This is a genomic window from Mycobacterium bulgaricum (assembly GCF_041287165.2).
Taxonomy (GTDB): domain Bacteria; phylum Actinomycetota; class Actinomycetes; order Mycobacteriales; family Mycobacteriaceae; genus Mycobacterium; species Mycobacterium bulgaricum.
This window is the reverse complement of record NZ_JBGGKV020000005.1, coordinates 283,136-309,990: the sequence shown is the minus strand read 5'-3', so window position 1 is coordinate 309,990 and position 26,855 is coordinate 283,136. Positions and strand designations below refer to the sequence as shown.

27 protein-coding genes, 1 tRNA gene and 1 other RNA gene are annotated in these 26,855 nt (G+C 67.8%); 15 read left to right on the top strand and 14 right to left on the bottom strand.

The window, feature by feature from the left end; genetic code table 11:
• Positions 1–8: 8 nt before the first annotated feature.
• Positions 9–411, bottom strand: an RNA gene (gene rnpB / locus ACAG24_RS16665) — RNase P RNA component class A.
• A 78-nt stretch (positions 412–489) separates the two neighbouring features.
• On the opposite strand from rnpB, the gene ACAG24_RS16660 reads away from it, so the two are divergent.
• Entirely contained in the window at positions 490–921 is a 432-nt protein-coding gene (locus tag ACAG24_RS16660; RefSeq protein ID WP_370473604.1) for a helix-turn-helix transcriptional regulator, read from the top strand.
• 10 nt (positions 922–931) lie between these two features.
• Positions 932–1,366 (top strand): VOC family protein, encoded by a 435-nt coding sequence (locus ACAG24_RS16655; protein ID WP_370473605.1) that lies wholly within the window; start codon positions 932–934, stop codon positions 1,364–1,366.
• Positions 1,367–1,376: 10 nt separating this feature from the next.
• Here the strand turns inward: ACAG24_RS16655 and ACAG24_RS16650 are convergent, their stop codons facing one another.
• From ACAG24_RS16650 to ACAG24_RS16640, 3 genes are all read right to left on the bottom strand, one after another.
• Entirely contained in the window at positions 1,377–2,660 is a 1,284-nt protein-coding gene (locus ACAG24_RS16650) for an HNH endonuclease (RefSeq protein WP_370473606.1), read from the bottom strand.
• 83 nt (positions 2,661–2,743) lie between these two features.
• Positions 2,744–3,364 (bottom strand): class I SAM-dependent methyltransferase, encoded by a 621-nt coding sequence (locus ACAG24_RS16645; RefSeq protein ID WP_370473607.1) that lies wholly within the window; start codon positions 3,362–3,364, stop codon positions 2,744–2,746.
• Entirely contained in the window at positions 3,361–4,275 is a 915-nt protein-coding gene (locus ACAG24_RS16640; RefSeq protein WP_370473608.1) for an NAD(P)/FAD-dependent oxidoreductase, read from the bottom strand. The genes ACAG24_RS16645 and ACAG24_RS16640 overlap by 4 nt, the downstream gene beginning before the upstream one ends.
• A gap of 47 nt (positions 4,276–4,322) precedes the next feature.
• Here ACAG24_RS16640 and ACAG24_RS16635 point away from each other — a divergent pair, with 47 nt between their 5' ends.
• Positions 4,323–4,910: a helix-turn-helix domain-containing protein gene (locus tag ACAG24_RS16635; protein WP_370473609.1), complete on the top strand. Its 588-nt coding sequence runs from the start codon at positions 4,323–4,325 to the stop codon at positions 4,908–4,910.
• Here the strand turns inward: ACAG24_RS16635 and ACAG24_RS16630 are convergent.
• The 3 genes from ACAG24_RS16630 to ACAG24_RS16620 are packed head-to-tail and all read right to left on the bottom strand — an operon-like array spanning position 4,901 to position 7,840.
• Positions 4,901–5,980, bottom strand: a complete 1,080-nt coding sequence (locus ACAG24_RS16630) for a bifunctional RNase H/acid phosphatase (RefSeq protein ID WP_370473610.1) — start codon at positions 5,978–5,980, stop codon at positions 4,901–4,903. The genes ACAG24_RS16635 and ACAG24_RS16630 overlap by 10 nt on opposite strands.
• Positions 5,977–6,714 (bottom strand): zinc ribbon domain-containing protein, encoded by a 738-nt coding sequence (locus ACAG24_RS16625; protein WP_370473611.1) that lies wholly within the window; start codon positions 6,712–6,714, stop codon positions 5,977–5,979. Before ACAG24_RS16625 ends, ACAG24_RS16630 begins: the two co-directional genes overlap by 4 nt.
• Before the next feature lie 4 nt (positions 6,715–6,718).
• Positions 6,719–7,840 carry a Nif3-like dinuclear metal center hexameric protein gene (locus ACAG24_RS16620; RefSeq protein WP_370473612.1) on the bottom strand — a complete coding sequence of 374 codons (1,122 nt, stop codon included), beginning with the start codon at positions 7,838–7,840 and terminating at the stop codon, positions 6,719–6,721.
• Positions 7,841–7,914: 74 nt separating this feature from the next.
• Between ACAG24_RS16620 and ACAG24_RS16615 the strand changes: the two genes are divergently transcribed.
• Genes ACAG24_RS16615 through ACAG24_RS16605 form a run of 3 tightly spaced genes read left to right on the top strand, consistent with a single transcriptional unit; the run spans position 7,915 to position 9,920 of the window.
• A complete protein-coding gene (locus ACAG24_RS16615; RefSeq protein WP_370473858.1) occupies positions 7,915–8,592 on the top strand; it encodes an HAD-IA family hydrolase in 678 nt (225 codons plus the stop codon).
• Positions 8,585–9,082, top strand: a complete 498-nt coding sequence (locus tag ACAG24_RS16610) for a low molecular weight protein-tyrosine-phosphatase (RefSeq protein ID WP_370473613.1) — start codon at positions 8,585–8,587, stop codon at positions 9,080–9,082. The genes ACAG24_RS16615 and ACAG24_RS16610 overlap by 8 nt, the downstream gene beginning before the upstream one ends.
• A 1-nt stretch (position 9,083) precedes the next feature.
• Positions 9,084–9,920, top strand: coding sequence for an SURF1 family cytochrome oxidase biogenesis protein (locus tag ACAG24_RS16605; protein ID WP_370473614.1), 837 nt, complete (start codon positions 9,084–9,086; stop codon positions 9,918–9,920).
• On the opposite strand, the gene ACAG24_RS16600 is transcribed toward ACAG24_RS16605, so the two are convergent.
• Positions 9,874–10,839, bottom strand: coding sequence for a cobalamin biosynthesis protein (locus ACAG24_RS16600; RefSeq protein WP_370473615.1), 966 nt, complete (start codon positions 10,837–10,839; stop codon positions 9,874–9,876). The two genes, ACAG24_RS16605 and ACAG24_RS16600, sit on opposite strands and share 47 nt — an antisense overlap.
• A gap of 62 nt (positions 10,840–10,901) precedes the next feature.
• On the opposite strand from ACAG24_RS16600, the gene ACAG24_RS16595 reads away from it, so the two are divergent.
• Both ACAG24_RS16595 and ACAG24_RS16590 read left to right on the top strand, forming a co-directional pair.
• Positions 10,902–12,611 (top strand): amidohydrolase, encoded by a 1,710-nt coding sequence (locus tag ACAG24_RS16595; protein ID WP_370473616.1) that lies wholly within the window; start codon positions 10,902–10,904, stop codon positions 12,609–12,611.
• A 17-nt stretch (positions 12,612–12,628) separates the two neighbouring features.
• Complete coding sequence (locus ACAG24_RS16590; RefSeq protein ID WP_370473617.1) at positions 12,629–13,249, top strand: SOUL family heme-binding protein; 621 nt, start codon at positions 12,629–12,631, stop codon at positions 13,247–13,249.
• A 38-nt stretch (positions 13,250–13,287) separates the two neighbouring features.
• Here ACAG24_RS16590 and ACAG24_RS16585 read toward each other — a convergent pair.
• The 4 genes from ACAG24_RS16585 to ACAG24_RS16570 all read right to left on the bottom strand — a co-directional run bounded on the left by ACAG24_RS16585 (position 13,288) and on the right by ACAG24_RS16570 (position 14,960).
• Positions 13,288–13,359 (bottom strand) — tRNA-Val (locus ACAG24_RS16585).
• 46 nt (positions 13,360–13,405) lie between these two features.
• Positions 13,406–13,867 (bottom strand): peroxiredoxin, encoded by a 462-nt coding sequence (locus ACAG24_RS16580; RefSeq protein ID WP_370473859.1) that lies wholly within the window; start codon positions 13,865–13,867, stop codon positions 13,406–13,408.
• Positions 13,867–14,292: a DUF3052 domain-containing protein gene (locus tag ACAG24_RS16575; RefSeq protein WP_370473860.1), complete on the bottom strand. Its 426-nt coding sequence runs from the start codon at positions 14,290–14,292 to the stop codon at positions 13,867–13,869. The genes ACAG24_RS16580 and ACAG24_RS16575 overlap by 1 nt, the downstream gene beginning before the upstream one ends.
• Positions 14,293–14,390: 98 nt before the next feature.
• Positions 14,391–14,960, bottom strand: a complete 570-nt coding sequence (locus ACAG24_RS16570; protein ID WP_370473861.1) for an Rv2240c family protein — start codon at positions 14,958–14,960, stop codon at positions 14,391–14,393.
• A gap of 191 nt (positions 14,961–15,151) precedes the next feature.
• Here ACAG24_RS16570 and aceE point away from each other — a divergent pair, with 191 nt between their 5' ends.
• The 7 genes from aceE (at position 15,152) to ACAG24_RS16535 (ending at position 24,725) form a co-directional block, all read left to right on the top strand.
• On the top strand, positions 15,152–17,941 hold the full coding sequence (gene aceE / locus ACAG24_RS16565; RefSeq protein WP_370473618.1) for a pyruvate dehydrogenase (acetyl-transferring), homodimeric type: 2,790 nt from the start codon (positions 15,152–15,154) through the stop codon (positions 17,939–17,941).
• 71 nt (positions 17,942–18,012) lie between these two features.
• Positions 18,013–19,296, top strand: coding sequence for a PucR family transcriptional regulator (locus ACAG24_RS16560; RefSeq protein WP_370473619.1), 1,284 nt, complete (start codon positions 18,013–18,015; stop codon positions 19,294–19,296).
• Between the two features lie 149 nt (positions 19,297–19,445).
• Complete coding sequence (locus ACAG24_RS16555) at positions 19,446–20,366, top strand: ACP S-malonyltransferase (RefSeq protein ID WP_370473862.1); 921 nt, start codon at positions 19,446–19,448, stop codon at positions 20,364–20,366.
• Positions 20,367–20,440: 74 nt separating this feature from the next.
• Positions 20,441–20,740, top strand: coding sequence for a meromycolate extension acyl carrier protein AcpM (acpM, locus tag ACAG24_RS16550; protein ID WP_011780924.1), 300 nt, complete (start codon positions 20,441–20,443; stop codon positions 20,738–20,740).
• Positions 20,737–21,987: a 3-oxoacyl-ACP synthase KasA gene (gene kasA / locus ACAG24_RS16545; RefSeq protein WP_370473620.1), complete on the top strand. Its 1,251-nt coding sequence runs from the start codon at positions 20,737–20,739 to the stop codon at positions 21,985–21,987. Before acpM ends, kasA begins: the two co-directional genes overlap by 4 nt.
• A gap of 39 nt (positions 21,988–22,026) precedes the next feature.
• The gene (gene kasB, locus ACAG24_RS16540) at positions 22,027–23,280 is read left to right on the top strand and encodes a 3-oxoacyl-ACP synthase KasB (RefSeq protein WP_370473621.1); all 1,254 of its coding nucleotides are present in this window, start codon (positions 22,027–22,029) and stop codon (positions 23,278–23,280) included.
• A 14-nt stretch (positions 23,281–23,294) separates the two neighbouring features.
• On the top strand, positions 23,295–24,725 hold the full coding sequence (locus tag ACAG24_RS16535; protein ID WP_370473622.1) for an acyl-CoA carboxylase subunit beta: 1,431 nt from the start codon (positions 23,295–23,297) through the stop codon (positions 24,723–24,725).
• Positions 24,726–24,728: 3 nt separating this feature from the next.
• Here the strand turns inward: ACAG24_RS16535 and ACAG24_RS16530 are convergent, their stop codons facing one another.
• The gene (locus tag ACAG24_RS16530; protein ID WP_370473623.1) at positions 24,729–26,270 is read right to left on the bottom strand and encodes a glycerol-3-phosphate dehydrogenase/oxidase; all 1,542 of its coding nucleotides are present in this window, start codon (positions 26,268–26,270) and stop codon (positions 24,729–24,731) included.
• Positions 26,267–26,845 (bottom strand): TetR/AcrR family transcriptional regulator, encoded by a 579-nt coding sequence (locus tag ACAG24_RS16525; RefSeq protein ID WP_370473624.1) that lies wholly within the window; start codon positions 26,843–26,845, stop codon positions 26,267–26,269. The genes ACAG24_RS16530 and ACAG24_RS16525 overlap by 4 nt, the downstream gene beginning before the upstream one ends.
• Positions 26,846–26,855: the final 10 nt, after the last annotated feature.

Genomic DNA, 26,855 nt, shown 5'->3' with positions numbered 1-26,855 from the left:
CCTGAGGGCGGATGAGCCGGCCTGTAAGCCGGATTCTGTTCCTCGACGCCATGTCCGGCGGCGAGGCGGCGACCATCCATCTGGACACACCGTCGCCGGGTGCCTCAAGCGGCCTACCCGCAGACTCGGGCGAGCAGCCCTCGGACGCCTGCGCGGCCGCAACCAGGTTGCGGCCTTCTTGGCCTTGCTTCGGGTGGGGTTTGCCTAGCCACTCCGGTCACCCGGAATGCTGGTGCGCTCTTACCGCACCTTTTCACCCTTACCTCCGCGTCGTCCGAAGACTCCGTGGCGGCGGTCTGTTTTCTGTGGCACTTTCCCGCGAGTCACCTCGGATTGCCGTTAGCAATCACCCTGCTCTGTGAAGTCCGGACTTTCCTCGACACCAGGTGCCGCGGCCGCCCGGCCAGCTCATCCGCCCTCACACGGTAATGGTTCGCGTGCGGATTGAGGTAATGAACGCCGAGGCCACCGCGCGGCCATACTGGTCGCATGGCTCAGGCCCCACCCGCTCGCTACCTGATGCGAGCCAAGGACTTCGTGGACTCGCGGTACTCGGAGGCGATCACCGTGGACGATCTCGCCGCGGCCGCCGGCCTGTCGCGGGCACATTTCAGCCGGATGTTCACGAGGACGTTCGGTGAGTCTCCGCGCGCGTACCTGCAGACGCGCCGCCTCGAGCGCGCTGCGTCGCTGTTGCGCCACACCGACAGATCCGTTGCCGACATCTGCGTGATGGTCGGGCTGCAGAGCGTCGGGTCGTTCACCACCACGTTCGCCCGCGCCTACGGACTTCCACCGGCCGCCTATCGCGCATCGATGCCGCCTGCCGCGATCCATGCGCGGATCCCCAGCTGCATCCTGGCCCGCGACACCCGCAAGACAGCACACGCGGAGAAGACGGGGCGAAATCCGCGACCGTAGCGTCGAGCGCATGATCAAGATCGCAAGCGCCCATCTATGGGTCCACGACCAGGAAGTCGCCATGAAGTACTGGACCGAGAAGGTCGGTATGGAAGTGCGCCAGGATGTTTCGCTGCCCGGTGTCGACGGCATCTTCCGCTGGCTGACCGTCGGGCCACCCGGACAGGACGACGTGTCGATCGTGCTCATGGCTGTGCCCGGAGAACCCGTCATGGACGAGTCCACCAAGAGGCAGGTACTCGACCTGACCGCGAAAGGGTTCGCGGGCACCGTCTTCCTCACCACCGAGAACTGCCAGGCCAGCTACGAACAACTCAAGGCCCGCGGTGTCGAGTTCACCGAGGAGCCCCACGAAATGCCCTACGGGATCGACTGCGGATTCCGCGATCCGTCCGGGAACAGCGTGCGCCTCACCCAGCTGGCGGACGTGCCTACCGGCAGCTGACCGTCCGCAGTCAGGCGGCTTCGAAGGTGACGAGGTCGATGCTGAGTCGGCCCTCGAGGAGGCTGATCTTCTGGCGCACCGGGGTGCCGGGCAGCGGCGGCGCCAGGGAGTAGTACCTGGCCCCGGTGGGCGTGCGGAATTCGGCGTGATGGGTGCCGTCGCGGTCGCGGGTCGTCACTTGCCAACCCGGTGCTTCTTTGGCGTAATTGCACGCCTCGCAGGCTCCTAACCCGTTGACCGCACTGGTCTTTCCGCCGTCACGGTCAGGGGTGGCGTGGTCGAGGTGGCGGATTTCGGCGTTGCAGTACGGGGTCCGGCACGTGCGGTCCCGGATTCCGATGAACCTCGCCAACCCTTTCGGGAACGTCCGCGACCGCGACTCCATGGCCACCAACTGCCCGCTCCGGGGATGCCGATAGAGCCGGCGCAGCGTCGCCTTGGCTTCCTTGTCGGTGACCGCATCACCGGTGAGCTTGCACGCGAACCCGGCAGGGATAGGGCCGTAGCCCTGCAGCCATGCCGGTTCGGTGTCATCACCGGCCAACGTCGTATCGGCCATCACCAGAAGCAGGTGCACATTCACCGGCTCAGTGGCGCTGCGGCCGGTGACGCGTTCAAAGGCAGTATCGGCCATGACCTGATTGCGGGAGCGGCCGTCGCCGCATACGTCGGCTTCGCGTTTGAGGGCGGCGTACATGCCGATGCCCTGGGCCAGCGGCATCAGGAACGTCACGTAGACCATGCCGTTGGGGGCGGGCCGGGTCGTCACGCAGCGGTCTTTGACGGCTTTGTTGTTGCGCTCCACCACCGCCGCGGCATCCAGACGCGCCGTGATCGCCTTGGCCTCAGCTGCCACCCGCCGGTTACCCCAGCCCTGAAACCCTTGGGCTTTCTCGTTGAGTTCGGCGTCGAGGGTTAAGCGATCCTGGACCGACAAGCACGCCGATTCCCGCACGATCAGCAATGCCCGGTACTCCGAGAGCTGCCCAGCCTCCAACGCCGCCAACGTGCGCGGCATCTCGTCGACCAACGCCTTCGCCACACCGAGATGGGTGTTGCCGCACACCGGCGCGTCGCGGCGCGCCAGCGCAACCTCAGAGGCCAGCCCTCTGCCGCGCCGCCTCACGGGCACGCCGGCAGCCTGCTCCGCCGCGGCACGCTTGGCCGCCCACAACGCCGTTGCGCGCGCCTGCACCGCAGCCGCCTGAGACTTCAGCTGCTCACAGCGTTCGACGAGGATCCGCAGCTGCGCCTCCGACGCGTCGGCATCCAATTCGAACAATTGTTCGATCACACAACCGACACTACACCCAGCCCCCGACAGATCGCCGGGACGCCGCTGATCTGCGATTGGCGGCCAGGCGAGCTCTGGTGGCTCTACACCCGCCGTAGCACGATCAGGTTGTCGATCAGCACGCCGGCCTGCCCGTCGGGTCCGACGGCGTCGCGCTCGACGGTGCCCACACGCACGCGTTCCCATCGGCCCGCGCCGAGATCGATCGTCCCGAGGACCTCGTCCACGCCGGGGAACACATGATCTTTGACGTGGTGGGCCCACGGCGGCGCGGCGCCGTGGTCGATGACGATCAGCAGCCCGCCCGGCGCCACGGCACCTGCTGCGGACGCGAAGATGCGTTCGCGATCCAGATGAACCATCGATTGCAGGAACTGCGCCGACACGAGGTCGAAGCTGCCCTCCGGAAACGACTCCGACAGGTTCATCTGCACCAACCGGATGCGGTCGGTCAGCCCTCGTCGGGCCGCCTCCTCGGCCGCACGGCCGAGTGCGGTCTCGGAGATGTCCACGCCGACCACCTGCCAGCCCTGCTCGGCCAGCCAGAGGGAATCACCGCCCTCCCCGCAGCCCAGATCCAGCGCCCGCCCCGGCGTCAAAGGCGCGGCGACCTCGGCCAGCCACCGGTTGACCTTCCCGCTCCAGATCCGGTCCCGCTCGGCGTACCGATCCTCCCAATGTTGTTTCACCTCAGACTCTGTCATCGCTCCTCCATGAAACTTGCCACTATCGATGCGGCCGCCGCCGAGCCGGCCGCGATCGCCGCCGCCACCTGCGGCATCTGCGCACTGACGTCGCCCGCCGCGAAAACCCCGGGAACCGAGGTGCGGTACATCGCGTCGATCTCGATCGCCTCCGCTGAAACCGGGCTCGCCGCAGCGAAGTCGACACCCAACTTGGCGGCCAACGCGGAACGCTGATGCAATGTCGTGGCGATCAGCAGACCGCCGCGGGCCATGGCGGTGCCGTCGGCGAACACGACCGCGTCCAATTCCCCTTCCGCCGAACGCAACCCGGCGACCACCCGCTCGTCCACAACCACTCCGGCCTCGGACAGTCGCGCCCGATGAGCGTCGGTGAGTTCGGCCGGTCCGCCCGTCAGCAAGACGACATCGTCGCTCCACCCGCGGAGCAACGTGGCCATGTGCACGGCACGGTCCCCATCGGCCAGTACGGCCAGCGGCTTGTCGCGGACCTCCCATCCGTGACAGAACGGGCAGTGGAACACCGAACGCCCCCACAACTCCGGCAGTCCCGACACATCGGGCGACTCATACCGCATTCCCATCGCCAGCAGCACCCGGCGAGTCCACACCACCCCGCCGTCCGCCAGTTCCACCGCGAAGCCTTCCTCGCTCACCTCGGCGGCGACGACTTCGCCCTGCCGGACCTCAACGTCGGGGTAGGCGCTCAGCTCCGCCCGGCCCTTCGCATACAACCGCGCCGGTGGTGCGCCGTCGAAACCGAGCAGCCCGCCGATACCATGGGCGGCAAGGTTGCTCTGAGTTCCGGCGTCGACCACGAGCGTGGCACGCCGTGCCCTGCCCAGAACCAGCGCGGCGCTCAACCCGGCGGCCCCTCCGCCGACGATCACGCAATCCCAGATCTTGTCCATGACACGACCTTGCCCGCGCCGCCACCTATCTGCCAAGCTCTTTTGCCATGAAGGCAAACGATGACGATGAGGGGGTCGATGCCCGCGTGCGACGTCGGCTGCGGGACCTGCGAGTCCAGCGCGGCATGACGCTCGAAGACGTCGCCACCCGGTCCAGCATCGACATCTCGACCTTGAGCCGCCTGGAGTCCGGGAAGCGGCGCCTCGCGCTCGACCATCTACCGCGGCTGGCCGCTGCGCTGTCGGTGAGCACCGATGAGCTGTTGCGCGCACCAGAAGTGGAGGACCCGCGCATCCGTGGGCAGTCCCACACACACAACCAGATCACGTTCTGGCCCTTGACCGGGCAGGGCCCCGCCGGGGGCCTGCACGCTCACAAGATCCGGATCAGTGCCCGCAGGCGCACGCCGCCCGCGGAGCTCCCCGTCCACGAGGGACACGACTGGATGTATGTGCTGTCGGGGCGGCTGCGACTCATCCTCGGCGATCGCGACTTCACCATCAAACCCGGTGAGGCCGTTGAGTTCTCAACGTGGACCCCGCACTGGTTCGGCGCTGTCGACGGGCCCGTGGAGGCCATTGCACTGTTCGGTCTGCACGGCGAGCGGGTGCATCTGCACACCGATCAGAGATAGGCCGTCTGGTTGACCAGCCGTACCGAGGCAGCCCCGTCCGGGTAGAACTCCGCTATCGACAGCGACGCGAGATCCAGATGTAGCCGATACAAAATCGACGGCCCGGCGTCGAGCGCCATGCGCAGCAGGGTCTTGATCGGCGTCACGTGGGAGACCACCAGTACTGTCTGGCCCGGGTATTGCGCGATGATGCGGTTCTGCGCCCGGCGAACCCGTGACGCGACGTCGTCGAAGCTCTCTCCGCCGGGAGGCGGAACCGAGGTGTCCCGCAGCCAACTTCGGTGCAGATCCGGATCGTATTCGGAAGCCTCCTGGAAGGTCATGCCCTCCCACGCACCGAAGTCCGTCTCGATCAGGTCATCGTCGACGGTGACATCGCGACCGAGGGCTTTTGCCGCGGCAGCCGCGGTGTCGTAAGCCCGTTGCAACGGGGACGCGAGGACGGCGTCGACGCCGCCCCTGGCACCGAGGTATTTCGCGGCGGCCTGGGCCTGCCGGATCCCGAGTTCGGTGAGCTCTGGATTTCCGCGACCCGAATAGCGACGCTCCACCGACAGCGCCGTCTGCCCGTGGCGCAGCAGCAATAGTCGGGTCGGCGCTCCTTTGGCTCCGGTCCAGCCCGCTGGGTTGGTGGTCACCGCCGTTGGCGCCGAGGGCTTTTCGGAACCCGCTGCGGCATCCATCGCTTCGTTGGCAAGTCGGTCGGCGTAGCTGTTGGAGGCCCGCGCGATCCACGAGTAGCTGATGGACGCGAACGTGCGGGCGAGCCGCCGCGCCTCCTGGTTCAGCGGGATCAGGTCGGGATGCTTGACCTTCCAACGGTCCGACATCTGTTCGACGACCAGCTTGGAGTCCATCAGCACCTCGACCTCGGAGGCGCCGACCTCCGCCGCGGCCTGGAGGCCGGCGATCAAACCCCGGTACTCGGCGACGTTGTTGGTCGCCGTACCGATCGCCGATTTCGCCTCGGCAAGAACGGATTCGCGGTCATCGGACCACACCACGGCGCCGTAACCGGCGGGCCCAGGGTTGCCGCGCGAACCGCCGTCGGCCTCGACGATCACCTTCACTTTCGGAAACCGGTGACACGCAACAGGATCGCCGCGCACTCGGGGCACCGCACCACGTCGTCGTCGGCCGCTGCCGCGATGCGCGCCGACTCCCCCTGATCGATTTCGATCCGGCATGCGCCGCACCTGCGGCCCTGCAGGGGCGCCGCTCCGACGCCGGTGCGGGACCGCTGCCGCTCGTACAGCTTCACCAGCGCCCCGTCGATCCCGGAAACCAGTTCGGCGCGCCGGGCCGCGGACTTCTCCAGGAGCTGAGTGAGTTCGGCGCGGGCGTCGTCGCACGCACGCTGCGCATCGGTCAGCGCTTTCTGCAATTCCTCGATGCCTGCCAATTCGTCGGCCTGCTGTGCGGCCAGCTCCTCGCGCTTCTCCATGAGCTCGAGCTGGGAATCCTCCAGGCTCGCCTGCCGCCGCTGCAACGTTTCGAGCTCGTGTTGGAGGTCGTTGAGCTGCTTCGGGTCCACGGAACCACCGGCCATCAGCGCACGGTCCCGGTCCTCTCGCTGCCGCACCCCGTCGATCTCCGTTTCGAACTTCGCGACCTGGGCGTCGATGTCCTCGAGCGCGATCTGCAGCACGGCGAGGCGGTCATTCGCCTCGCGGTGGGTGGCCTGCGCCTCCTCGACCGACTTCTGCTCGGGAAGGTTCTTGGTCCGATACTCGGCCCGGCTGACCTCGGCGTCCAGCTCGGCCAACTGGAGCAGCGAATGCTGTTGGAAAACATCGGCTTTCATGTGATCATCCCTCGACATTCCACGGGTCCGTGCGCACGTCGGACACCGTGACCGGCATCGACGCACCGAAATGCTTCTGCAGCAACACCGCGGCCTGATTGCACCACGGGAACTCGCTGGCCCAGTGCGCGACGTCGATCAGCGCGACGTCGGAGGCCCGGCGGTGTTCGTCGGCAGGGTGATGCCGCAGATCAGCCGTCACATAGGCCTGCACACCCGCGGCGGCGACCTCGGCGAGCAGCGAGTCACCGGCACCCCCGCACACCGCGACACGGGAAACGGTCGACTCCGGGTCACCGGACGCGCGCACCCCCCAGGAGGTTGCGGGCAGCGCCTCGCGTACGCGGGACACGAACGCCGGCAGCGGTTCCGGACCGGGAAGTGTCGCAATGCGGCCTAGCCCGACGTCTGCCGGCGGGGCCTGCATCGCGATCAGGTCGAAGGCCGGCTCCTCGTAGGGGTGGGCCGCCCGGAGGGCGGCGAGTATCGCGGCCCGCCGCGCGGCGGGTGCGACCATCTCGACCCGGTCCTCTGCGACCCGCTCGACGGCGCCGACCTCACCGATCGCGGGCGAGGCACCTTCGCCGGGAAGGAACTGGCCCGTCCCGGAAACGCTCCAACTGCACTGCGAATAGTCGCCGATGTGCCCGGCGCCGGCCGCGAACATCGCCGCCCGCACGGCGTCGGCGTTCTCGGCGGGGACGAACACGGCCCACTTGTCGAGCGACGGGCCCGACGGCACGGGCGAGAGGACCTCGGTGACCTCGAGCCCGAGCGTCTCCGCCAGCGCGTCGGAGACCCCGGGAGACGCACTGTCGGCGTTGGTGTGGGCGGTGAACAGCGCGCGCCCCGTGCGGATCAGGGAGTGGACGAGGGCGCCTTTGGCGGTGTCGACGGACACGGTGTCCACACCGCGCAGCAACAGCGGGTGATGTGCGAGCAGGAGGCCGCGGTCGGGTACCTGCGCGACGACGTCGGCGGTCGCGTCGACGGCGATCGTCACCGACTCGACCGGCTCGGAGGGATCCCCGCAGACCAGCCCGACAGAGTCCCAGCTCTGCGCCAACCGCGGAGGGTAGGCGGCCTCGAGCACGTCGATGACGTCGATCAGCCGGACACTTGCCACATCTCGACAGTAATGCGCACGGGCCCACGCCCCGGGCAGCCACCCGTCTCAGGAACAATGGTCCTGTGACCGACATGCTGGACAGCCCCCGCAGCGCCACCCCGGTGGGGCGCGGCGATCTGGTGCTCTTCGATCTCGATGGCACCCTCACCGATTCGGCCGAGGGCATCGTCGCCAGCTTCCGCCACGCCCTGCACTCCGTCGGTGCCGCTGTACCCGACGGGGACCTCGTGAGCCGCATCGTCGGGCCGCCCATGCACATCACCCTCCAGCAGATGGGTCTCGGCGACTCCGCCCCCGCGGCGATCGCGGCCTACCGCGCCGACTACACGGCCCGCGGCTGGTCGATGAACAGGCCGTTCGACGGGGTGACCGGGCTGCTGACCGACCTGCGGGCGGCCGGCGTCAGGCTCGCGGTCGCGACGTCGAAGGCCGAGCCGACCGCTGAGCGCATCCTCGCCCACTTCGAGCTCGACTCCTACTTCGAGGTGATCGCGGGAGCGAGCCCCGACGGCGTCCGTTCGACCAAGGCAGACGTGGTCGCCCACGCTCTACGGCAATTGGCGCCGCTGCCCGACCGGGTGGTGATGATCGGCGACCGCTCGCACGACGTCGAAGGCGCCGCGGAGCACGGCATCGGCACGATCGTCGTCGGGTGGGGATACGGGCACCGGGACTTCGCCGACGGCGGCAGCGGCGCGCTCGCGCACGTCGCGAGCGTCGACGACCTGCGCGAGGTGCTCGGTGTCTGAACTGCTGCACGTCACGTTCATCTGCTCCGGCAACATCTGCCGCAGCCCGATGGCGGAGAAGATGTTCGCCCACCAGATCAGCGAGCGGGGGCTGGGCGGCGTCGTCAGGGTGACCAGCGCGGGAACCGGTCACTGGCACGAGGGCGAACCCGCCGACCGGCGCACGAGCCACACGCTGCGCGAGCACGGATACCCGACGGCGCACCGCGCCGCCCAGATGACCGACGACCACCTCGGCGCCGACCTCGTCGTCGCGTTGGGACGCAATCACCAGCGCATGCTGCAACATGCGGGCGTTCCTGCCGAGCGGCTGCGCATGCTGCGCTCGTTCGACCCGCGGTCGGGCCTGCACGCGCTCGACGTCGAGGACCCCTACTACGGAACCCAGGACGACTTCGAGGAGACGTTCACCGTCATCGACACCGCGCTGCCCGGTCTGCACAACTGGGTCGACGACCGGCTCGCGCAGCATCGAGAGCAGGCCGGCTGACATGCGGCGCTGGGCGTTCTTGCTGCGGCCGCAATGGCTGGCGTTGTACGTCGTGGTCCTTGCGTTCGCGTACCTCTGCTTCACCGTGCTGGCGCCATGGCAGCTCGGCAAGAACACGAAGACCTCACGGGAGAACGCACAGATCTCCCGGTCACTGGACGCTGATCCGGTGCCGGTGACGACGGTTCTGCCGCAACAGGATTCGGCGGCCCCGGATGAGCAGTGGCAGCAGGTGACCGCCACGGGACGCTATCTGCCCGACGCGCAGGTGCTCGCCCGGCTGCGCCTCATCGACGGCGATCCCGCCTTCGAGGTGCTCGTCCCGTTCGCGGTGGACGGCGGGCCCACTGTGCTCGTCGACCGCGGCTATGTGCGGCCCGAAGCCGGTTCTCAGGTCCCGCCCATCGAGGCACCCCCGACCGGAACCGTGACGATCACGGCGCGGCTGCGCGATTCCGAGGGGCTGGCCCGGGACAAGGCGCCGTTCGAGGCAGACGGCGGCACGCAGGTCTACTCGATCAACATCGAGCAGATCTCGTCGCTGACCGGTGTGCCGCTGACGGGCTCGTACCTGCAACTCGTCGGCGACCAGCCCGGCGGTCTCGGCGTGATTCCGCTGCCCCATCTCAACGCGGGGCCGTTCCTGTCCTACGGCATCCAGTGGATCGCGTTCGGGATCATCGCCCCGATCGGCGTCGGCTACTTCGTGTATTCCGAGGTCCGCATCCGCAGGCGGGAGAAGGCAGCGGCACAAGCCCGGGCGGCCGACGATGACACGCCCCCGGCGCCGCTCACCACCGAGCAGAAACTCGCCGACCGCTACGGCAAGCGACACTGACCGCGACGACGGTGGCCAGGCCGGCCGCCAGCGCCTGAACAGCCCGTGACAACCGGACAGCGCGCACCAGGTCGTCGACCTCGGGCACCCGCCCGTCGCCGAGCGTCGGGCGGATCTCCAACTCGTGGGCGTACTGCGTGGGCCCTCCGAGACGTATCCCCAGCGCGCCGGCGAAGGACGCCTCCGCGACGCCGGCGTTAGGGCTGGGATGCCTGGCCGCGTCGCGTCGCCAGGCGCGCCACGCGCGGGCCGGCGACCCCCCGACGAGCGGCGCGCACGCCATCACGAGCAGGCCCGTGATCCGCGCCGGCACGAGGTTGACGAGATCGTCGAATCTGGCGGCAGCCCAGCCGAACCGGGCGTAACGCGGCGACCGGCTGCCGATCATCGCGTCGAGGGTGTTGGCTGCGCGGTACACCAGAACCGCGGGCGCGCCACCGACGGCAGCCCACACCAGCGGTCCGATCTGCGCGTCCGAGGTGTTCTCCGCAATGGACTCCAGCGCCGCGCGGGTCAGCCCCGGCGTGTCGAGGACGGACGGATCGCGTCCGCACAGCGACGGCAGCAGGCGTCGCGCCCCCTCGACGTCGCCACGGCGCAGCAGTTCGGCCATGCGTTCACCCGTGCGGCACAGTGTCGTCCCCCCGGCCGCGACGAAGGTTGCCGCGGCGACACAGACCGCCTCGGCCGCGGTTCCGTGCCGCCGTCCCGCCCGCTGGGCGGCCGCACCCGCGACTCCGACGGCGGTCAGCAGAGCTGTGGTGTGCAGTACCCCGGCGCGGCGGTCGTCGGAATACGTATGGCGTTCCAAAGCCGCTGCACCGCTGCCGAACACGGCCACCGGATGACCACGCCTCGGATCACCGAACACCACGTCGGCCACGACGCCTGCAGCGATGCCGATCCCGAGAGCGAACACCCGGGCAGCGTCTCACAGCGCATTCCGGCCGGGCGCGGGGCCTCGGATGACACACTGTGGCCATGGGCGACGTGATCCTCACAGCAACCACGGTCATCACCATGAACGACAGCGCCCCACGCGCCGAGGCCGTCGCCGTGTCCGCCGGCAGGATCGTCGCGGTGGGCGACCTCGACGAGTGCCGGGCTGCCCTGCCCGACGCCGAGGTCGTCGGCACCGGAGCCGCGGTATTGGCACCGGGATTCGTTGAGCCACATAGCCATCCGTTGATCAGCGGCATCGCCACCCAGGCACCGGCACGGTCGATCGCGCCATGGGACTGCCCGACGTGGGAGGACGTGCGGGCGGTGTTCGCGGATGCGCTGGCCACCAGCGACCCGGGCACCACACTGCTGTTCGCCGGCTTCGACGCGCTACTGCACGGCCACCCCAAACCGACGGCCGCCGAACTCGACGCCATCTTCGGAGACCGTGTCGCGGTGGTCACCGACAACTCCGGGCACGGCGTGTACTTCAACTCGGCACTCATCGAGAGCTACGGATGGGACGTCGACCCGCCCGCCGACCCGGTGGCCTCGCGCTTCGGCCGCAACGCAGACGGCTCGCTCAACGGGCAGGGTTTCGAGTTGGGTGTCCTCACCGCGGTCACCGGCCCGATCATGGCCGAGCTCGGCAACCCGCTGCTGGCCGGAGCGCTGTACTACGCGCTGATGTCGCGCGGCGGCTACACATCGACGTCGGACATGACCTACGACCCGAAGTTCGCGGCAGGTTACGAGGCGCTGGCGGCGGCACCGTCGTGCCCGCTGCGGGTCAGCATGTGGGAGGTATCGACTACCGAAACCTATTCGGATACAACAACTTTTGCGGCCGGCGACCAGTGGCTCACCAAGGCGGGCGTCAAACTGTGGACCGACGGCTCGCCCTGGGTCGGCAACATCGCGATCTCGTTCCCCTACCTCGACACCGACGCCACGCGTACCGCTGGGATCGACCCGGCCACCGCGGGTGGCGCCGACTCCATGAACTACAGCCGCGAGCAACTCGACGCGATCCTCGACCGCGCCGCGCCGGCCGGCTGGCAGATGGCCTTCCACGCCAACGGTGACCTGGCACTCGACCTCGCGCTGGACGCCTACGAGGACGCGCTGAACCGGCACGGTCTGCTCGGCACCGATCACCGTTGGCGGCTCGAACACTGCGGCGCGGGCACCCGCGAACATTTCGACCGGGCCGCCCGGCTCGGCGTGCACGTGTCGATGTCGCCGTTCCAGTACTACTACTGGGGCGATCTGCTCGACGGCGCGATCTTCGACCACGACCACGGCTCGCGGTGGGCCGCATTCAACGATGCGGTGAGCTCGGGGGCGTGCGTGTCGCTGCACAACGACGGGTCGGTGTCGCCGCCGACGCCGGTGGTCAACATCGCGACCACGGTCACGCGACGCACCCGCGCCGGCGGCGTGCACGGACCCGAACAGGCCATCACCTTGGACCAGGCGTGGCGGGCCCACACCATCGACGCCGCCCGCACCCTGAACCGCGAGAATCTGGTCGGTTCGGTGGAGGTGGGCAAGCTCGCCGACTTCGTCGAACTCAGCGCAGATCCGTGGACGGTCGACCCGGAGGCGCTGATCGACACCGTGAAGGTGACGGGCACCTGGCTCGGGGGTCGCCGCATCGATCTCGACGAGTTCGTCGCCGCAGTCAAGGGAAGCGACAGCGCCGAGCACGCGCACCTGGCCGAGCGTCGCGCCAAGGGCTGCTGCTGAGGGGTATACCTGGAGTCGTGCTCAAAAAGATCACCGACACCGCATTGCAGATCGTCGAGGGCGCCGGCGGCATCGTCGGTTTCCGCGCGGGTACCGAGGAGCCGTTGTACGTACTCGAGGAGTTGCTCGGCGACGTCGAGATCCGCCGGTACGGTCCGAGAATCGCGGCACAGACGGCGGTCGCCGGCGACGAGGAGCAGGCCCGCAGCGACGGGTTCCGAAGGTTGGCGGGCTACATCTTCGGCGGCAACCGCAGGCAGACAAAGATCGCGATGACCGCGCCGGTGGCCCAGAAAAGCGAGAAGATCGCGATGACAGCGCCGGTCGCACAGTCCCGCGGCGCCGGCGGCGAATCGGTGATCCGCTTCTTCATGCCGTCGAAATGGTCGCTCGAACTGCTTCCCGAGCCCGACGACGACCGCGTCGAACTCGTCGAGGTGCCGTCCGAGACGTACGCGGTGTTGCGATTCAGTGGCGACCGCGGCCCCGATGCAGTGGCGGCGAAGACGACTGAACTCCTGGACTCGTTGCGCGACAGCAGCTTTGCGCCGAGCGGCGAGCCCGTCGCGTGGTTCTACGACCCGCCGTGGACGTTGCCCTTCCGACGACGCAACGAGGTCGCGGTACCCGTCGGCTGAGCGGCGCCGGGGCAAGCCTTGCCCGGCAATGACCTCGGTGGGCGCGGACGGTTTCGAACCGCCGACCGCTGGTGTGTAAAACCAGAGCTCTACCCCTGAGCTACGCGCCCGATCCCGGGCAGGTTACCCGTATCCGACGCGCCAGCGGAAATCCGCTCAGTCCCGCAGTGCGGCCAGCGCTGCGCTCCAGCCAGCGTGATCGCGCGCCTCCCCCGGCTCCTTGCATTCGGCGAAACGCACCACCCCCGAACGATCCACCACGAAGGTGCCGCGGTTGGCGAAGCCTGAGGCGTCGTTGAACACCCCGTAGGCCTGGCTCACCGCGCCGTGCGGCCAGAAGTCCGACAGCACGGGGAACGAGTACTCACGCTGCGCCGCCCAGACCTTGTGGGTGGGCGACGGGCCGACCGAGATCGTCAGCGTGGCCGTCGTGTCGTTGACGAATTGACCGATGTGATCGCGGATCTCGTCGAGTTCGCGCTGACAGATCCCGGTGAAGGCAAGCGGGAAGAAGACCAGCACCACATTCTTGACGCCGCGGAAACCCGACAGCGACACCGGCTGATTGTTCTGATCCTTGAGCGTGAAGTCCGGTGCCGGATCCCCTACCGAGACGATCAACGCCTGCCGGCGGCTTTGGACTTCGGCTGAACCAGACGACTGGCGATCCAGTCCCCCAGATTGGCCGACGACGTCTGCATCAGTCCGGCGGTCGGCGCGGACTCGGCGATCTCGGCGGGCTGCACGTGCCCGGGCTTGCCGGTCTTCGGGGTGACGACCCAGATGACGCCGTCGTCGGCGAGGGGCGTGATCGCGTCCATCAACCGGTCGACGAGATCGCCGTCGTCGTCACGCCACCACAGCAGCACGACGTCGACCACGTCATCGGCGTCTTCGTCGAGCAGCTCGCCGCCGCTCTCGTCCTCGATGTCGGCTCGGATGTCGTCGTCGGTGTCTTCGTCCCAGCCCAACTCCTGCACAACCTGATCTTTTTGGATGCCCAGCATGCGGGCGTAGTTCGGGGGGTCACCCGCCGACACCACGGTCAGTCCTCCTTCAGCCGACACGGACGCACCCTGCGCCCGGTCACAGACCTATCGTCGCATGCCGAGGCCATACGGCAAGCCATCTAGCGGCAGGTTTATCGGTATGCCGCGTCGCAACGGTCCAATGCGGTGGTTTTCGCGTCGTTGAGGAGCGCGATCGCGGCATTGAACTCGTCCGTCCCGTAGTTTCCGGCGATCGCCGTGGCGACTCCGCGCGCGGCGTCCACCCAGGCGTTGAGCGAGTCACGCAGCTCCGGCGTCAGCGGGTCGGAGATGCTGCCCGCGACCAGGTCCGCGCTGTGGTTGAGGGCGTCGACGGCCGGGCCCGAAGTCCTGGCGACATCGGCGGGATTGGTGTTGAACGCGTTGACGTAGCTGTTGACGGCGCCGATGGCCTCGGCACTGCTGGAGCTCATCGCCTCGCACGAGGTGCGCACGGCCTCGATGGTGAGAGTGGCCTGACGTTCCGACTCGCGGGCGCTCGAGCTTGCCGCGGACTCCTCCATCGACGCTGTCACCGACGCCCGGTACAGCGGCGCGTCCCCCTCGGCCACCGAGGCGTCCCCCTCGGTCACGTTGGTGCAGCCGACGACGATCATGGCCAGAGCTGCGAGCGTGCCTGCTATCGAGGCGGCGATCCGCACACGGGCGCTCAGCCGACCCATCAGCACAGGTGCAGACGTTACCGGGTCCAGCACGCCTTGCGGCCGTCGTTCGCCGGTTCCGGGCGCGAGACCACCCGCTAGTGCACATGGGGCAGGATTAGAGAAGGATGGAACCCGCGCACGCCGAATGCGAAGTAACCCGCTGAGCCGACGCATGCGTGTATTTGCCACCGCCTGACAAGGAGCGGAAGTTGACCACCGAGTTCGTGCGCCAGGATCTGGCCCAAAACTCCAGCAGCACAACAGAACCCGATCGAGTGCGGGTGATCCGGGAAGGTGTCGCGTCGTACCTGCCTGACATCGATTCCGACGAGACCGCCGAATGGCTGGAGTCGTTCGACCAACTGGTGGAGCGGTCCGGGCCGGCGCGGGCGCGCTACCTGATGTTGCGCCTTCTGGAGCGTGCCAGCGAGCAGCGGGTCGCGATCCCGTCGCTGACCTCCACCGACTACGTGAACACCATCCCGACCGAGCTGGAGCCCTGGTTTCCCGGCGACGAGGACGTCGAGCGGCGCTACCGCGCGTGGATCCGCTGGAACGCGGCCATCATGGTGCATCGCGCGCAGCGGCCCGGAGTCGGTGTGGGCGGCCATATTTCGACCTATGCCTCGTCAGCGGCGCTCTACGAGGTCGGTTTCAACCACTTCTTCCGCGGCAAGTCCCACCCCGGCGGCGGTGACCAGATCTTCATCCAGGGCCATGCCTCACCGGGTGTCTACGCCCGCGCCTACCTGGAGGGCCGGCTGACGGCCGACCAGCTTGACGGGTTCCGTCAGGAACACAGCCATCCCGGCGGCGGGCTGCCGTCCTACCCCCATCCGCGGCTGATGCCGGACTTCTGGGAATTCCCGACGGTGTCGATGGGCATCGGCCCGATGAACGCCATCTATCAGGCCCGTTTCAACCACTACCTGCATGACCGCGGCATCAAGGACACCTCGAAGCAGCACGTGTGGGCGTTCCTCGGCGACGGCGAGATGGACGAGCCCGAGAGCCGCGGCCTGATCCAGGTCGGCGCGAACGAGGGCCTCGACAACCTGACGTTCGTCGTGAACTGCAACCTGCAGCGCCTCGACGGCCCTGTGCGCGGTAACGGCAAGATCATCCAGGAACTGGAGTCGTTCTTCCGCGGCGCCGGCTGGAACGTCATCAAGGTGGTGTGGGGCCGCGAGTGGGATGCGCTGCTGCACGCCGACCGTGACGGCGCGCTGGTGAACCTGATGAACACGACCCCCGACGGCGATTACCAGACCTACAAGGCCAACGACGGCAGCTACGTGCGCGACCACTTCTTCGGACGGGATCCGCGCACCAAGGCCCTCGTCGAGCCGATGACGGATTCGGAGATCTGGAACCTCAAGCGAGGCGGGCACGACTACCGCAAGGTGTACGCCGCCTACCACGCGGCGATGGAGCACAAGGGCCAGCCGACGGTCATCCTCGCGAAGACGATCAAGGGCTACACGCTGGGCAAGCACTTCGAAGGTCGCAACGCCACCCACCAGATGAAAAAGCTTGCGCTGGAGGACCTCAAGGACTTCCGCGACGCCCAGCGCATCCCGATCTCGGATGAGCAGCTCGAAGACAATCCGTACCTGCCGCCGTACTACCACCCCGGCGCGGAGGCGCCGGAGATCCGCTACATGCTCGATCGCCGCCGCGCCCTCGGCGGGTTCCTGCCCGAGCGGCGCACCAAGACCAAGGCGCTGCCGCTGCCCGGCCGCGACACCTACAAGGCGCTCAAGAAGGGGTCGGGCAAGCAGGAGGTGGCCACCACGATGGCCACCGTGCGCACGTTCAAGGAACTGTTGCGGGACAAGGAGATCGGCAAGCGGATCGTGCCGATCATCCCGGACGAGGCCCGCACGTTCGGCATGGACTCGTGGTTCCCGAGCCTGAAGATCTACAACCGCAACGGCCAGCTCTACACCGCCGTCGACGCCGAACTGATGCTCGCCTACAAGGAGAGCGAAGTCGGGCAGATCCTGCACGAGGGCATCAACGAGGCCGGGTCGACGGCGTCGTTCACCGCGGTGGGCACGTCCTACGCCACCCACAACGAGCCGATGATCCCGATCTACATCTTCTATTCGATGTTCGGGTTCCAACGCACCGGCGACGGACTGTGGGCCGCCGCCGACCAGATGGCGCGCGGCTTCGTGCTGGGCGCCACCGCGGGCCGCACCACGTTGGTCGGCGAAGGTCTGCAGCACGCCGACGGCCACTCGCTGCTCCTTGCAGCCACCAACCCGGCGGTGGTGGCCTACGACCCGGCGTTCGCCTACGAGATCGCCTACATCATCGAGAGCGGCCTGGCTCGGATGTACGGGGAGAACCCGGAGAACGTCTACTTCTATATGACGATCTACAACGAGCCCTACGTCCAGCCGGCCGAGCCGGAGGGCATCGACGTCGAGGGCCTCCTCAAGGGCATATACCGCTACCAGTCCGCACCCGAGAAGAAGAGCAACACCGCCCAGATCCTGGTGTCGGGAGTGGGGATGCCGTCGGCGCTGAAGGCCGCCGAGTTGCTCGCCGACGAGTGGGATGTGGCTGCCGACGTGTGGTCGGTGACCAGCTGGGGTGAGCTCAACCGCGACGGCGTGGCCGTGGAGAAAGAGAAGCTCCGCCATCCCGACCGTGACGCGGGGACGCCGTACATCACCCAGGTCCTCGCCGACGCGACCGGACCGGTGGTCGCGGTGTCGGACTGGATGCGCGCGGTGCCCGAGCAGATCCGTCCGTGGGTACCGGGCACGTACATCACGCTCGGCACGGACGGCTTCGGCTTCTCCGACACCCGCCCGGCTGCGCGCCGCTACTACAACACCGATGCCGAATCCATCGTCGTCGGCGTGCTGCAAGGGCTGGCCCGCGACGGCAACATCGACATCTCGGTCGCCGTCGAAGCAGCGCGCAAGTACGAGATCGACGATGTGATGGCGGCGCCGGAGCAGACCTCGGACCCCGGAGTCGCGTAAGCGACGACATTCAACCTGGGCGTGGCATAGCGACTGTAGGACTCCCACAAATATTGGCGTAGGTTTTAGGGATGGCGGACAACAATCGGTTCATCCCGCCGAAATCGACCGTCGAGGTCCTGGAGAACGTCCCGGAGTCGACGCTGCGACGGCTCAAGCAGTACTCGGGCCGGTTGGCGACCGAGGCGGTCCACGCCATGGAGGAACGGCTGCCGTTCTTCGCCGACATGGAGGCCTCTCAGCGCGCCAGCGTCCAGCTCGTCGTGCAGACCGCCGTGGTCAATTTCGTCGAGTGGATGCGTAACCCGCAGAGCAATGTCAGCTACACCGCGCAGGCGTTCGAGGTCGTGCCGCAGGATTTGCGACGGCGTATCGCACTGCGGCAGTCCGTCGAGATGGTGCGGGTCACCATGGAGTTCTTCGAAGAAGTGGTGCCGCTGCTGGCGCGCTCGGAGGAACAGCTGGCCGCGCTGACGGCAGGCATTCTGCGCTACAGCCGGGACCTCGCGTTCGCTGCCGCGAGCGCCTACGCCGATCAGGCGGAGGCGCGCGGGGCGTGGGACACCCGGATGGAGGCCAACCTGGTCGATGCCGTGGTCCGCGGGGACGTCGGCCCCGAACTGCAGTCCCAGGCTGCCGCGCTGAACTGGGACGCCACCGGGCCAGTGACGGTGATCGTCGGGCTGCCGCGCCCCGATCGCGTGGATTTCTCCGGCGACGACGTCCACGACGTGGTCAACCGCAACGGCCGCGCGGCACTGTCGGACGTGCACGGCACCTGGCTGGTCACCATCGTCTCGGGCGGACTGTCCCCGACGGACCGGTTCCTGTCCGAGTTGATGAAGGTGTTCGCCGACGGACCCGTGGTGATCGGCCCGACCGCGCCGACCCTGGGTGCCGCCCACCGCAGTGCCACGGAAGCGATTGCGGGGATGAACGCCGTCGCCGGATGGTCGGGCGCTCCCCGCCCGGTGACGGCGCGCGAGCTACTTCCCGAACGGGCGCTGCTCGGCGACGTGACCGCCGCCGGCGCGCTGGAGGCGGAGGTGATGCGCCCCCTTGCCGACGCCGGTCCGGCGCTGATGGAGACGCTGGACGCCTATCTCGACTCGGGCGGAGCCATCGAGGCTTGCGCTCGCAAATTGTTCGTTCATCCAAATACCGTCCGCTATCGACTGAAGCGGATCGCGGACTTCACCGGCCGCGATCCCACTGTGCCGCGCGATGCGTACGTGCTGCGAGTCGCCGCCTCGCTGGGGCGATTGACCCGGCAGGCGCAACTTTCGACGACCGCGGCGTCGAGATCGGGGCAGGTCACCGATGTTGCGTCGGTCACATCGGGGGAACAGTCTTAAAGAAAGTATGTTGCGGCCCGGTCTCGATGGAGTCGCATCACATGCGGATTTGTGGACTACCTACAAAAACTTAAGACGAGGTTCATAATCTCTTACACCGCGCAAATCCGTCTTCATAAGGTTCTCTTAAGAACGTGCCTCAGAAGACTGTGCTCGCATTCCTCGCGCCCGGACAGGGCTCGCAGACCCCCGGCATGCTCGCCGAGTGGCTCGAGCTTCCCGGTGCCGCCGACCGCATCGCGGCGTGGTCGGAGATCAGCGGACTGGATCTCGGCACGCTCGGCACCACCGCCACCGCTGAGGAGATCACCGACACCGCGGTCACCCAGCCTCTGGTCGTCGCCGCCACCCTGCTTGCTTACGAGGAACTGACGAAGCGCGAGGTTCTCACCGGAGACGAAGAGATCGTCGCGGCCGGCCACTCGGTCGGCGAGATCGCCGCCTACGCCATCGCGGGGGTCATCTCGGCCGACGAGGCCGTCTCGCTCGCGGCGACCCGCGGCAAGGAGATGGCCAAGGCCTGCGCGCTTGAGCCCACCGGCATGTCGGCCCTGCTCGGCGGCGACGAAGCCGAGGTGCTCGCGCGCCTGGAAGCACTCGACCTCGTGCCGGCCAACCGCAACGCCGTGGGTCAGATCGTCGCCGCAGGTGCGGTCGCCGCTCTGGAGAAGCTCGCCGAAGACCCGCCGGCCCGCGCCCGCGTGCGCCCGCTGGCCACCGCCGGCGCGTTCCACACCCAGTACATGGCCCCCGCTCTGGACGAGTACACCAGGGTCGCCGACCGCATCGATCCGGCCGAACCCGGTGTCACCCTGCTGTCGAATTCCGATGGCCGCCCGGTGTCCTCGGGTTCAGACGCGATCGCCAAGCTGGTCGCCCAGATGATCCGGCCCGTGCGCTGGGACCTGTGCACCGAGTCCATGAAGGAACTGAATGTCACGGCGATCGTCGAGTTCCCGCCCGCGGGAACACTGACCGGAATCGCCAAACGTGAGCTTCGGGGGACGCCGACGCACGCCGTCAAGTCCCCCGCTGACCTGGACGCACTTGCGGAGACCCTCCGCGCCTGACCAGGTGCAAGTACATATCCAAACGTTCGTCAACTCATCAGTAACAACACCAGAAATAGATAGAAGGAGCCACTGTGCCCGCCACTCAGGACGAAATCATCGCCGGCCTCGCCGAGATCATCGAAGAGGTCACGGGCATCGAGCCCTCCGAAGTGACCCCCGAGAAGAGCTTCGTCGACGACCTGGACATCGATTCGCTGTCGATGGTCGAGATCGCCGTGCAGACCGAGGACAAGTACGGCGTGAAGATCCCGGACGAGGACCTCGCCGGCCTGCGCACCGTCGGTGACGTCGTCGCCTACATCCAGAAGCTCGAAGAAGAGAACCCCGAGGCCGCTGCCGCCATCCGCGCACAGATCACGGGCGACAAGTGACCAGACCTTCCACTGCCAACGGCGGTTTTCCTAACGTCGTGGTGACCGCCATTGAGGCCACCACGGCCCTCGCTGCGGACATCGAGAGCACGTGGAAGGGTCTGCTTGCGGGCGAGAGCGGTATCCGCATCCTCGAAGACGAGTTCGTCGACAAGTGGGACCTGCCGGTGCGTATCGGCGGCCACCTCGTCGACAACGTCGACAGCCACATGACACGCATCGAGATGCGCCGCATGTCCTACGTGCAGCGCATGTCGAAGCTGTTGGCCCGGCGTCTCTGGGACAACGCGGGTACGCCCGAAGTTGACCCGGACCGTTTCTCGGTGGTCATCGGCACCGGTCTGGGTGGCGGCGAGAAGATCGTCGAAACCTACGACGCGATGAACGAGGGCGGCCCCCGCAAGGTGTCGCCGCTGGCCGTTCAGATGATCATGCCGAACGGCGCTGCGGCGGTCGCCGGTCTCGAACTGGGCGCCCGCGCCGGGGTCATCACCCCGGTGTCGGCGTGCTCGTCGGGGTCGGAGGCCATCGCCCACGCCTGGCGTCAGATCGTCATGGGCGACGCAGACTTCGCGGTCTGCGGTGGCGTCGAGGGCGGTATCGAGGCCCTGCCCATCGCCGCGTTCTCCATGATGCGGGCAATGTCGACGCGCAACGAAGACCCCGCCGGGGCCTCGCGGCCGTTCGACAAGGACCGGGACGGCTTCGTCTTCGGCGAGGCGGGCGCGCTGATGATCATCGAGACCGAAGAGCACGCCAAGGCTCGTGGCGCCAAGCCACTGGCCCGGCTCATGGGTGCCGGTGTGACGTCGGACGCGTTCCACATGGTCGCGCCGGCGGCGGACGGCCTGCGGGCCGGCCAGGCGATGAAGCGCGCGATGGAGACGGCGGGCCTGTCCGCCAAGGACATCAGCCACGTCAACGCGCACGCCACGGCCACCCCGATCGGTGACACCGCGGAGGCCAACGCCATCCGCGTCGCCGGTGTGGAGCATGCCGCGGTGTACGCGCCCAAGTCGGCGCTGGGCCACTCGATCGGCGCCGTCGGCGCCCTCGAGTCCGCGCTCACGGTGCTCGCCCTGCGTGACGGCGTCATTCCGCCGACACTGAACTACGTGACGCCCGATCCCGAGATCGATCTCGATGTCGTCGCGGGTGAGCCTCGATACGGCGACTACCAGTACGCGATCAACAACTCCTTCGGGTTCGGCGGCCACAATGTGGCTCTGGCCTTCGGTCGTTACTAGATCGCCGGGACAGTAGGCAGAAAGGACGCGCGGCTGAGTATGGCTTCGCCGACTACAGGCAACGGATTGCCAGACGTCGTGGTCACGGGTATTGCCATGACCACGAGTCTGGCGACCGATGCCGAGGCGACCTGGAAGTCCCTGCTGGACGGTCAGAGCGGAATCCGCAGGCTCGATGATCCGTTCGTCGAGGAGTTCAACCTTCCGGTGCGCATCGGCGGTCACCTACTCGAAGAGTTCGATTCTCAACTCACCAAGGTCGAGAACCGGCGGATGTCGTACGTCCAGAAGATGGCCACGGTGCTGGGCCGGCGCGTGTGGGAGAACGCCGGCTCACCCGAGGTCGACACCGAGCGTTTGCTCGTGTCCATCGGCACGGGACTCGGCGGCGCGGAAGCCCTCGTGTTCGCCTATGACGGGCTGCGGGAGCGGGGCCTGCGGTCGGTCTCCCCCCTGTCGGTCCAGATGTACATGCCCAACGGCCCGTCCGCGGTCGTCGGTTTGGAACGACACGCCAAAGCCGGTGTGGTGACCCCGGTTTCGGCCTGCGCCTCCGGTTCGGAGGGCATCGCCCAGGCCTGGCGCAACATCGTGATGGGCGAGGCCGACATCGCGATCTGCGGTGGTGTGGAGCAGCGCATCGAAGCGGTGCCGATCGCCGGTTTCGCCCAGATGCGCATCGTCATGTCCACCAACAACGACGACCCCGCCGGGGCCTGCCGCCCGTTCGACAAGGACCGGGACGGGTTCGTCTTCGGGGAAGCGGGTGCCCTGATGGTCATCGAGACCGAGGAGCACGCCAAGGCACGCGGCGCCACGCCGCTGGCCCGGCTCATGGGAGCCGGCATCACCTCCGACGGCTTCCACATGGTTGCCCCCGACCCCAACGGCGAGCGTGCGGCATTCGCGATGACGCGTGCCGTCCAGCTCGCCGGCCTCGAACCCACCGACATCGACCACATCAATGCGCATGCCACCGGCACCACCGTCGGCGACGTGGCCGAAGGTCATGCGATCAACGCTGCGATGGGCGGCCACCGGCCCGCGGTCTATGCACCCAAGTCGGCGCTCGGTCATTCCGTGGGCGCGGTCGGCGCGGTGGAGTCCATCCTCACCGTGCAGGCGTTACGGGACGGAATCGTGCCGCCCACGCTGAATTTGAAAAATCTTGATCCCGAGATCGATCTCGACGTCGTCACCGACGGACCTCGGCCGGGCAATTACCACTACGCACTCAACAACTCGTTCGGATTCGGCGGGCACAATGTCGCACTCGCCTTCGGCAAGTACTAGGACGCAGGAGAAACATGACGACAATTGAGAACCGCCCGGCCCTCGACGCGAACGAATCCCTCGACCCCCGCGATCCGCTGCTGCGCCTGTCGACATTCTTCGACGACGGCACCGTCGAGTTGCTGCACGAGCGCGACAAGTCGGGCGTCCTCGCCGCAGCGGGCACCGTCAACGGCGTGCGCACCATCGCCTTCTGCACCGACGGCACCGTCATGGGTGGCGCAATGGGCATCGAGGGCTGCAAGCACATCGTCGACGCCTACGACGTCGCGATCGAGGAGCAGAGCCCGATCGTCGGCATCTGGCACTCGGGCGGCGCGCGTCTCGCCGAGGGCGTGAAGGCGCTACACGCGGTCGGTCTGGTCTTCGAGGCGATGATCCGCGCCTCCGGCTACATTCCCCAGATCTCGGTGGTCGTCGGCTTCGCCGCCGGCGGCGCCGCCTACGGCCCGGCGCTGACCGACGTGATCGTCATGGCCCCGGACAGCAAGGTCTTCGTCACCGGTCCGGACGTGGTGCGCAGCGTCACCGGTGAGGACGTCGACATGGTCTCCCTGGGCGGACCCGAGGCCCACCACAAGAAGTCCGGCGTGTGCCACATCGTCGCCGACGACGAGCTCGACGCCTACGAGCGCGGCCGCCGCCTGGTCGGATTGTTCTGCCAGCAGGGTCATTTCGACCGCTCGAAGGCCGAAGCCGGTGACACCGACCTCAAGGCGCTGCTGCCCGAATCGGCCCGGCGCGCCTACGACGTGCACCCGCTCGTCGAGGCCCTCCTGGACGAGGGCGTGCCGTTCGAGGAGTTCCAGTCCCGCTGGGCGCCGTCGATCGTGGTCGGCCTCGGCCGTCTCGCAGGCCGCACCGTCGGCGTCATCGCCAACAACCCGCTGCGCCTGGGTGGCTGCCTGAACTCCGAAAGTGCCGAGAAGTCAGCACGGTTCGTGCGCTTGTGCGATGCCTTCGGCATCCCGCTGGTGGTCATCGTCGATGTGCCCGGCTACCTGCCGGGTGTGGACCAGGAATGGGGCGGCGTGGTCCGCCGCGGCGCCAAGTTGCTGCATGCGTTCGGCGAGAGCTCGGTGCCCCGCGTCACGCTGGTCACCCGCAAGATCTACGGCGGTGCCTACATCGCGATGAACTCGCGCTCGTTGAATGCCACCAAGGTGTTCGCGTGGCCCGAGGCCGAGGTCGCGGTGATGGGCGCCAAGGCCGCGGTCGGCATCCTGCACAAGAAGAAGCTGGCCGCTGCCGCCCCCGAGGAGCGCGAAGCGCTGCACGAGGCGCTGGCCATCGAACACGAGAAGATCGCCGGCGGTGTCGATTCCGCCATCGAGATCGGTGTGGTCGACGAGAAGATCGATCCGGCGCACACGCGGTCGAAGGTGACCCAGGCGCTGGCTGAGGCGCCCGCGCGCCGCGGCCGCCACAAGAACATCCCGCTGTAAGCCTCAGTGCGAGGTCGAGAGCATTTCTGCGGCCGTCGCCTCGGCTCGGTCACGGTCTTCGCAGACCAGGCCGATTCGGGTGCGGCGGTCGAGGATGTCCTCGACCGTCAGCGCGCCCTCGTGCGTGATCGCATACTCGAACTCGGCTCTGGTGACATCGATCCCGTCGGCGACGTGTTCGGTGGGCTTTGAGCAGGTGGCTCGCGCGATGACGTTCGGCGCCTCGGCGCCGAATCTCGCCACCAGCGCTCCCGGCAGTTCGGACGACGACCGCAGCGTCGCAACGGGATTCGACGGCGCGCCGACCATCGGCAGGTTGCGGGTCCGACATCTCCCCGCCGTCAGACCGCGCAGCTCCACCGTGCGGTCGACCACATCTTCTGCCATGTAGCGGTATTCCGTGAGCTTGCCGCCGATGACGCTGATGACGCCCGACGGTGATTCGGTGACGGCATGTTCGCGCGAGACATCCGCGGTCCGCCCCGCACCGCCCAGGTCGATCAGCGGACGCAGTCCTGCATAGGAGCCCTTGACGTCGTCCGGCCGCAGGGCGGTGTCCAGCGCGGTGTTCACCGTGTCGAGCAGGAACGCCACCTCGGCCGAGGTGGGTTCGGGCACATCGGGAATGGGACCCGGCGCGTCTTCGTCGGTCAGTCCGAGATACACCCTGCCGAGTTGTTCGGGCATCGCGAAGACGAAACGGTTGATTTCGCCGGGGATCGGAACCGTCAGTGCGGCAGTCGGATTGCCGAATGCCGAGGCGTCGAACACCAGATGAGTTCCGCGGCTGGGCCGTAGCTTCAGCGATCCGTCGACCTCCCCCGCCCACACACCGGTGGCGTTGACGACGGCGCGGGCCGACACCGACATCGATTCACCCGTCAGGGTGTCGGTCAGAGTCACCGAGTCGTGCGAGGCATCGGAGGCGGCGACGCGCGTCAGTATCCGCGCGCCGTGCTGTGCCGCGGTGCGCGCGACGGCGGTCACCAGGCGGGCGTCGTCGATGAGCTGTCCGTCGTAGGCGAGCAACGCCCCGTCGAGGCCGTTTCTGCGCACCGTGGGAGCCAGCGAAATCGCTGACGCCGCGTCGACCCGTCGCGACCTCGGCAGTGTGCTCGCCGGCGTACCCGCGAGCCTGCGCAGACCGTCTCCGGCGGCGAATCCGACACGCACCAAGGCCCGCGACGCCGCGTTCATCTCGGGAAGCAGCGGAACCAGTTGCGGCATCGCGTGAACCAGGTGCGGCGCATTGCGGGTCATCAATATCCCGCGCTCGATGGCACTTCTCCTGGCGATGCCGACATTGCCGGTGGCCAGATACCGCAGCCCGCCGTGGACAAGCTTGGAGCTCCACCGGCTGGTGCCGAAAGCCAGGTCGTGTTTCTCGGCGAGCACGACGGACAGCCCTCGCGTCGCGGCGTCGAGGGCGATGCCCGTTCCGGTGATGCCGCCGCCGATGACGACGAGGTCGACAGTCGCACCGTCGGACAGCGCCGCCAAATCCGCCGATCGCCGCGATGCGTTCAAAGCCGTTGAGCCCGTCATGGTTTCAGATATCCGTTGAGCGACTGGGCGAGCTCCACGTTGAGCGCGTCGCGGTCGAGGATCTTCTCGACCATCTGCGCCGACTGGATGGTCGACTGTGCGATGAGCAGGCACATCGCGGCCATCTGGTACGGATCGCCGTCGCGCACACTGCCGTCGCCCTGGCCGGCCTTGATCGCCACGGCGAGGGCATCCACCAGCATCTGCTGGCTGGTGCCGAGGCGTTCGGTGATGTACACCATCGCCAGCGTGGGCGCATTGAAGATCACCGACATCACGATCTCGTCGCCACGGAGGTGCTCGGCGATCGCGACGACCCGGTCGACCAGGTCTTCACGGCCGACCCCGACGTGCGGCACGGCTTCGAGTACGCCCGAGATCCGCACCGTCAGGAGTTCGGCGATCACCCAGCGAATATCGGGCCAGCGACGGTAGATGGTGGGCCTGCTCACCCGGGCACGGCGGGCGATCTCGGTCATGGTGGTGCGCTCGACGCCGTAGGCGAGGATGCACGCCGCGGCCGCGTCGAGAATTCGCTTCTCGACGCTTGCCTCAGGGTTACGGATTGACACCATCTGTAATACT

Bases quoted from the DNA above. Each gene is read 5' to 3' on its own strand.
- ACAG24_RS16635 (WP_370473609.1), top strand. From the start codon at position 4,323: ATGAAGGCAAACGATGACGATGAGGGGGTCGATGCCCGCGTGCGACGT.
- kasB (WP_370473621.1), top strand. From the start codon at position 22,027: ATGGCTTCGCCGACTACAGGCAACGGATTGCCAGACGTCGTGGTCACG.
- ACAG24_RS16570 (WP_370473861.1), bottom strand. From the start codon at position 14,960: ATGGGTCGGCTGAGCGCCCGTGTGCGGATCGCCGCCTCGATAGCAGGC.
- ACAG24_RS16640 (WP_370473608.1), bottom strand. From the start codon at position 4,275: ATGGACAAGATCTGGGATTGCGTGATCGTCGGCGGAGGGGCCGCCGGG.
- ACAG24_RS16560 (WP_370473619.1), top strand. From the start codon at position 18,013: ATGGCGGACAACAATCGGTTCATCCCGCCGAAATCGACCGTCGAGGTC.
- ACAG24_RS16530 (WP_370473623.1), bottom strand. From the start codon at position 26,270: ATGACGGGCTCAACGGCTTTGAACGCATCGCGGCGATCGGCGGATTTG.
- ACAG24_RS16660 (WP_370473604.1), top strand. From the start codon at position 490: ATGGCTCAGGCCCCACCCGCTCGCTACCTGATGCGAGCCAAGGACTTC.
- ACAG24_RS16535 (WP_370473622.1), top strand. From the start codon at position 23,295: ATGACGACAATTGAGAACCGCCCGGCCCTCGACGCGAACGAATCCCTC.
- ACAG24_RS16595 (WP_370473616.1), top strand. From the start codon at position 10,902: ATGGGCGACGTGATCCTCACAGCAACCACGGTCATCACCATGAACGAC.
- ACAG24_RS16605 (WP_370473614.1), top strand. From the start codon at position 9,084: ATGCGGCGCTGGGCGTTCTTGCTGCGGCCGCAATGGCTGGCGTTGTAC.
- ACAG24_RS16655 (WP_370473605.1), top strand. From the start codon at position 932: ATGATCAAGATCGCAAGCGCCCATCTATGGGTCCACGACCAGGAAGTC.
- ACAG24_RS16525 (WP_370473624.1), bottom strand. From the start codon at position 26,845: ATGGTGTCAATCCGTAACCCTGAGGCAAGCGTCGAGAAGCGAATTCTC.
- ACAG24_RS16615 (WP_370473858.1), top strand. From the start codon at position 7,915: ATGCTGGACAGCCCCCGCAGCGCCACCCCGGTGGGGCGCGGCGATCTG.
- ACAG24_RS16625 (WP_370473611.1), bottom strand. From the start codon at position 6,714: ATGAAAGCCGATGTTTTCCAACAGCATTCGCTGCTCCAGTTGGCCGAG.
- ACAG24_RS16645 (WP_370473607.1), bottom strand. From the start codon at position 3,364: ATGACAGAGTCTGAGGTGAAACAACATTGGGAGGATCGGTACGCCGAG.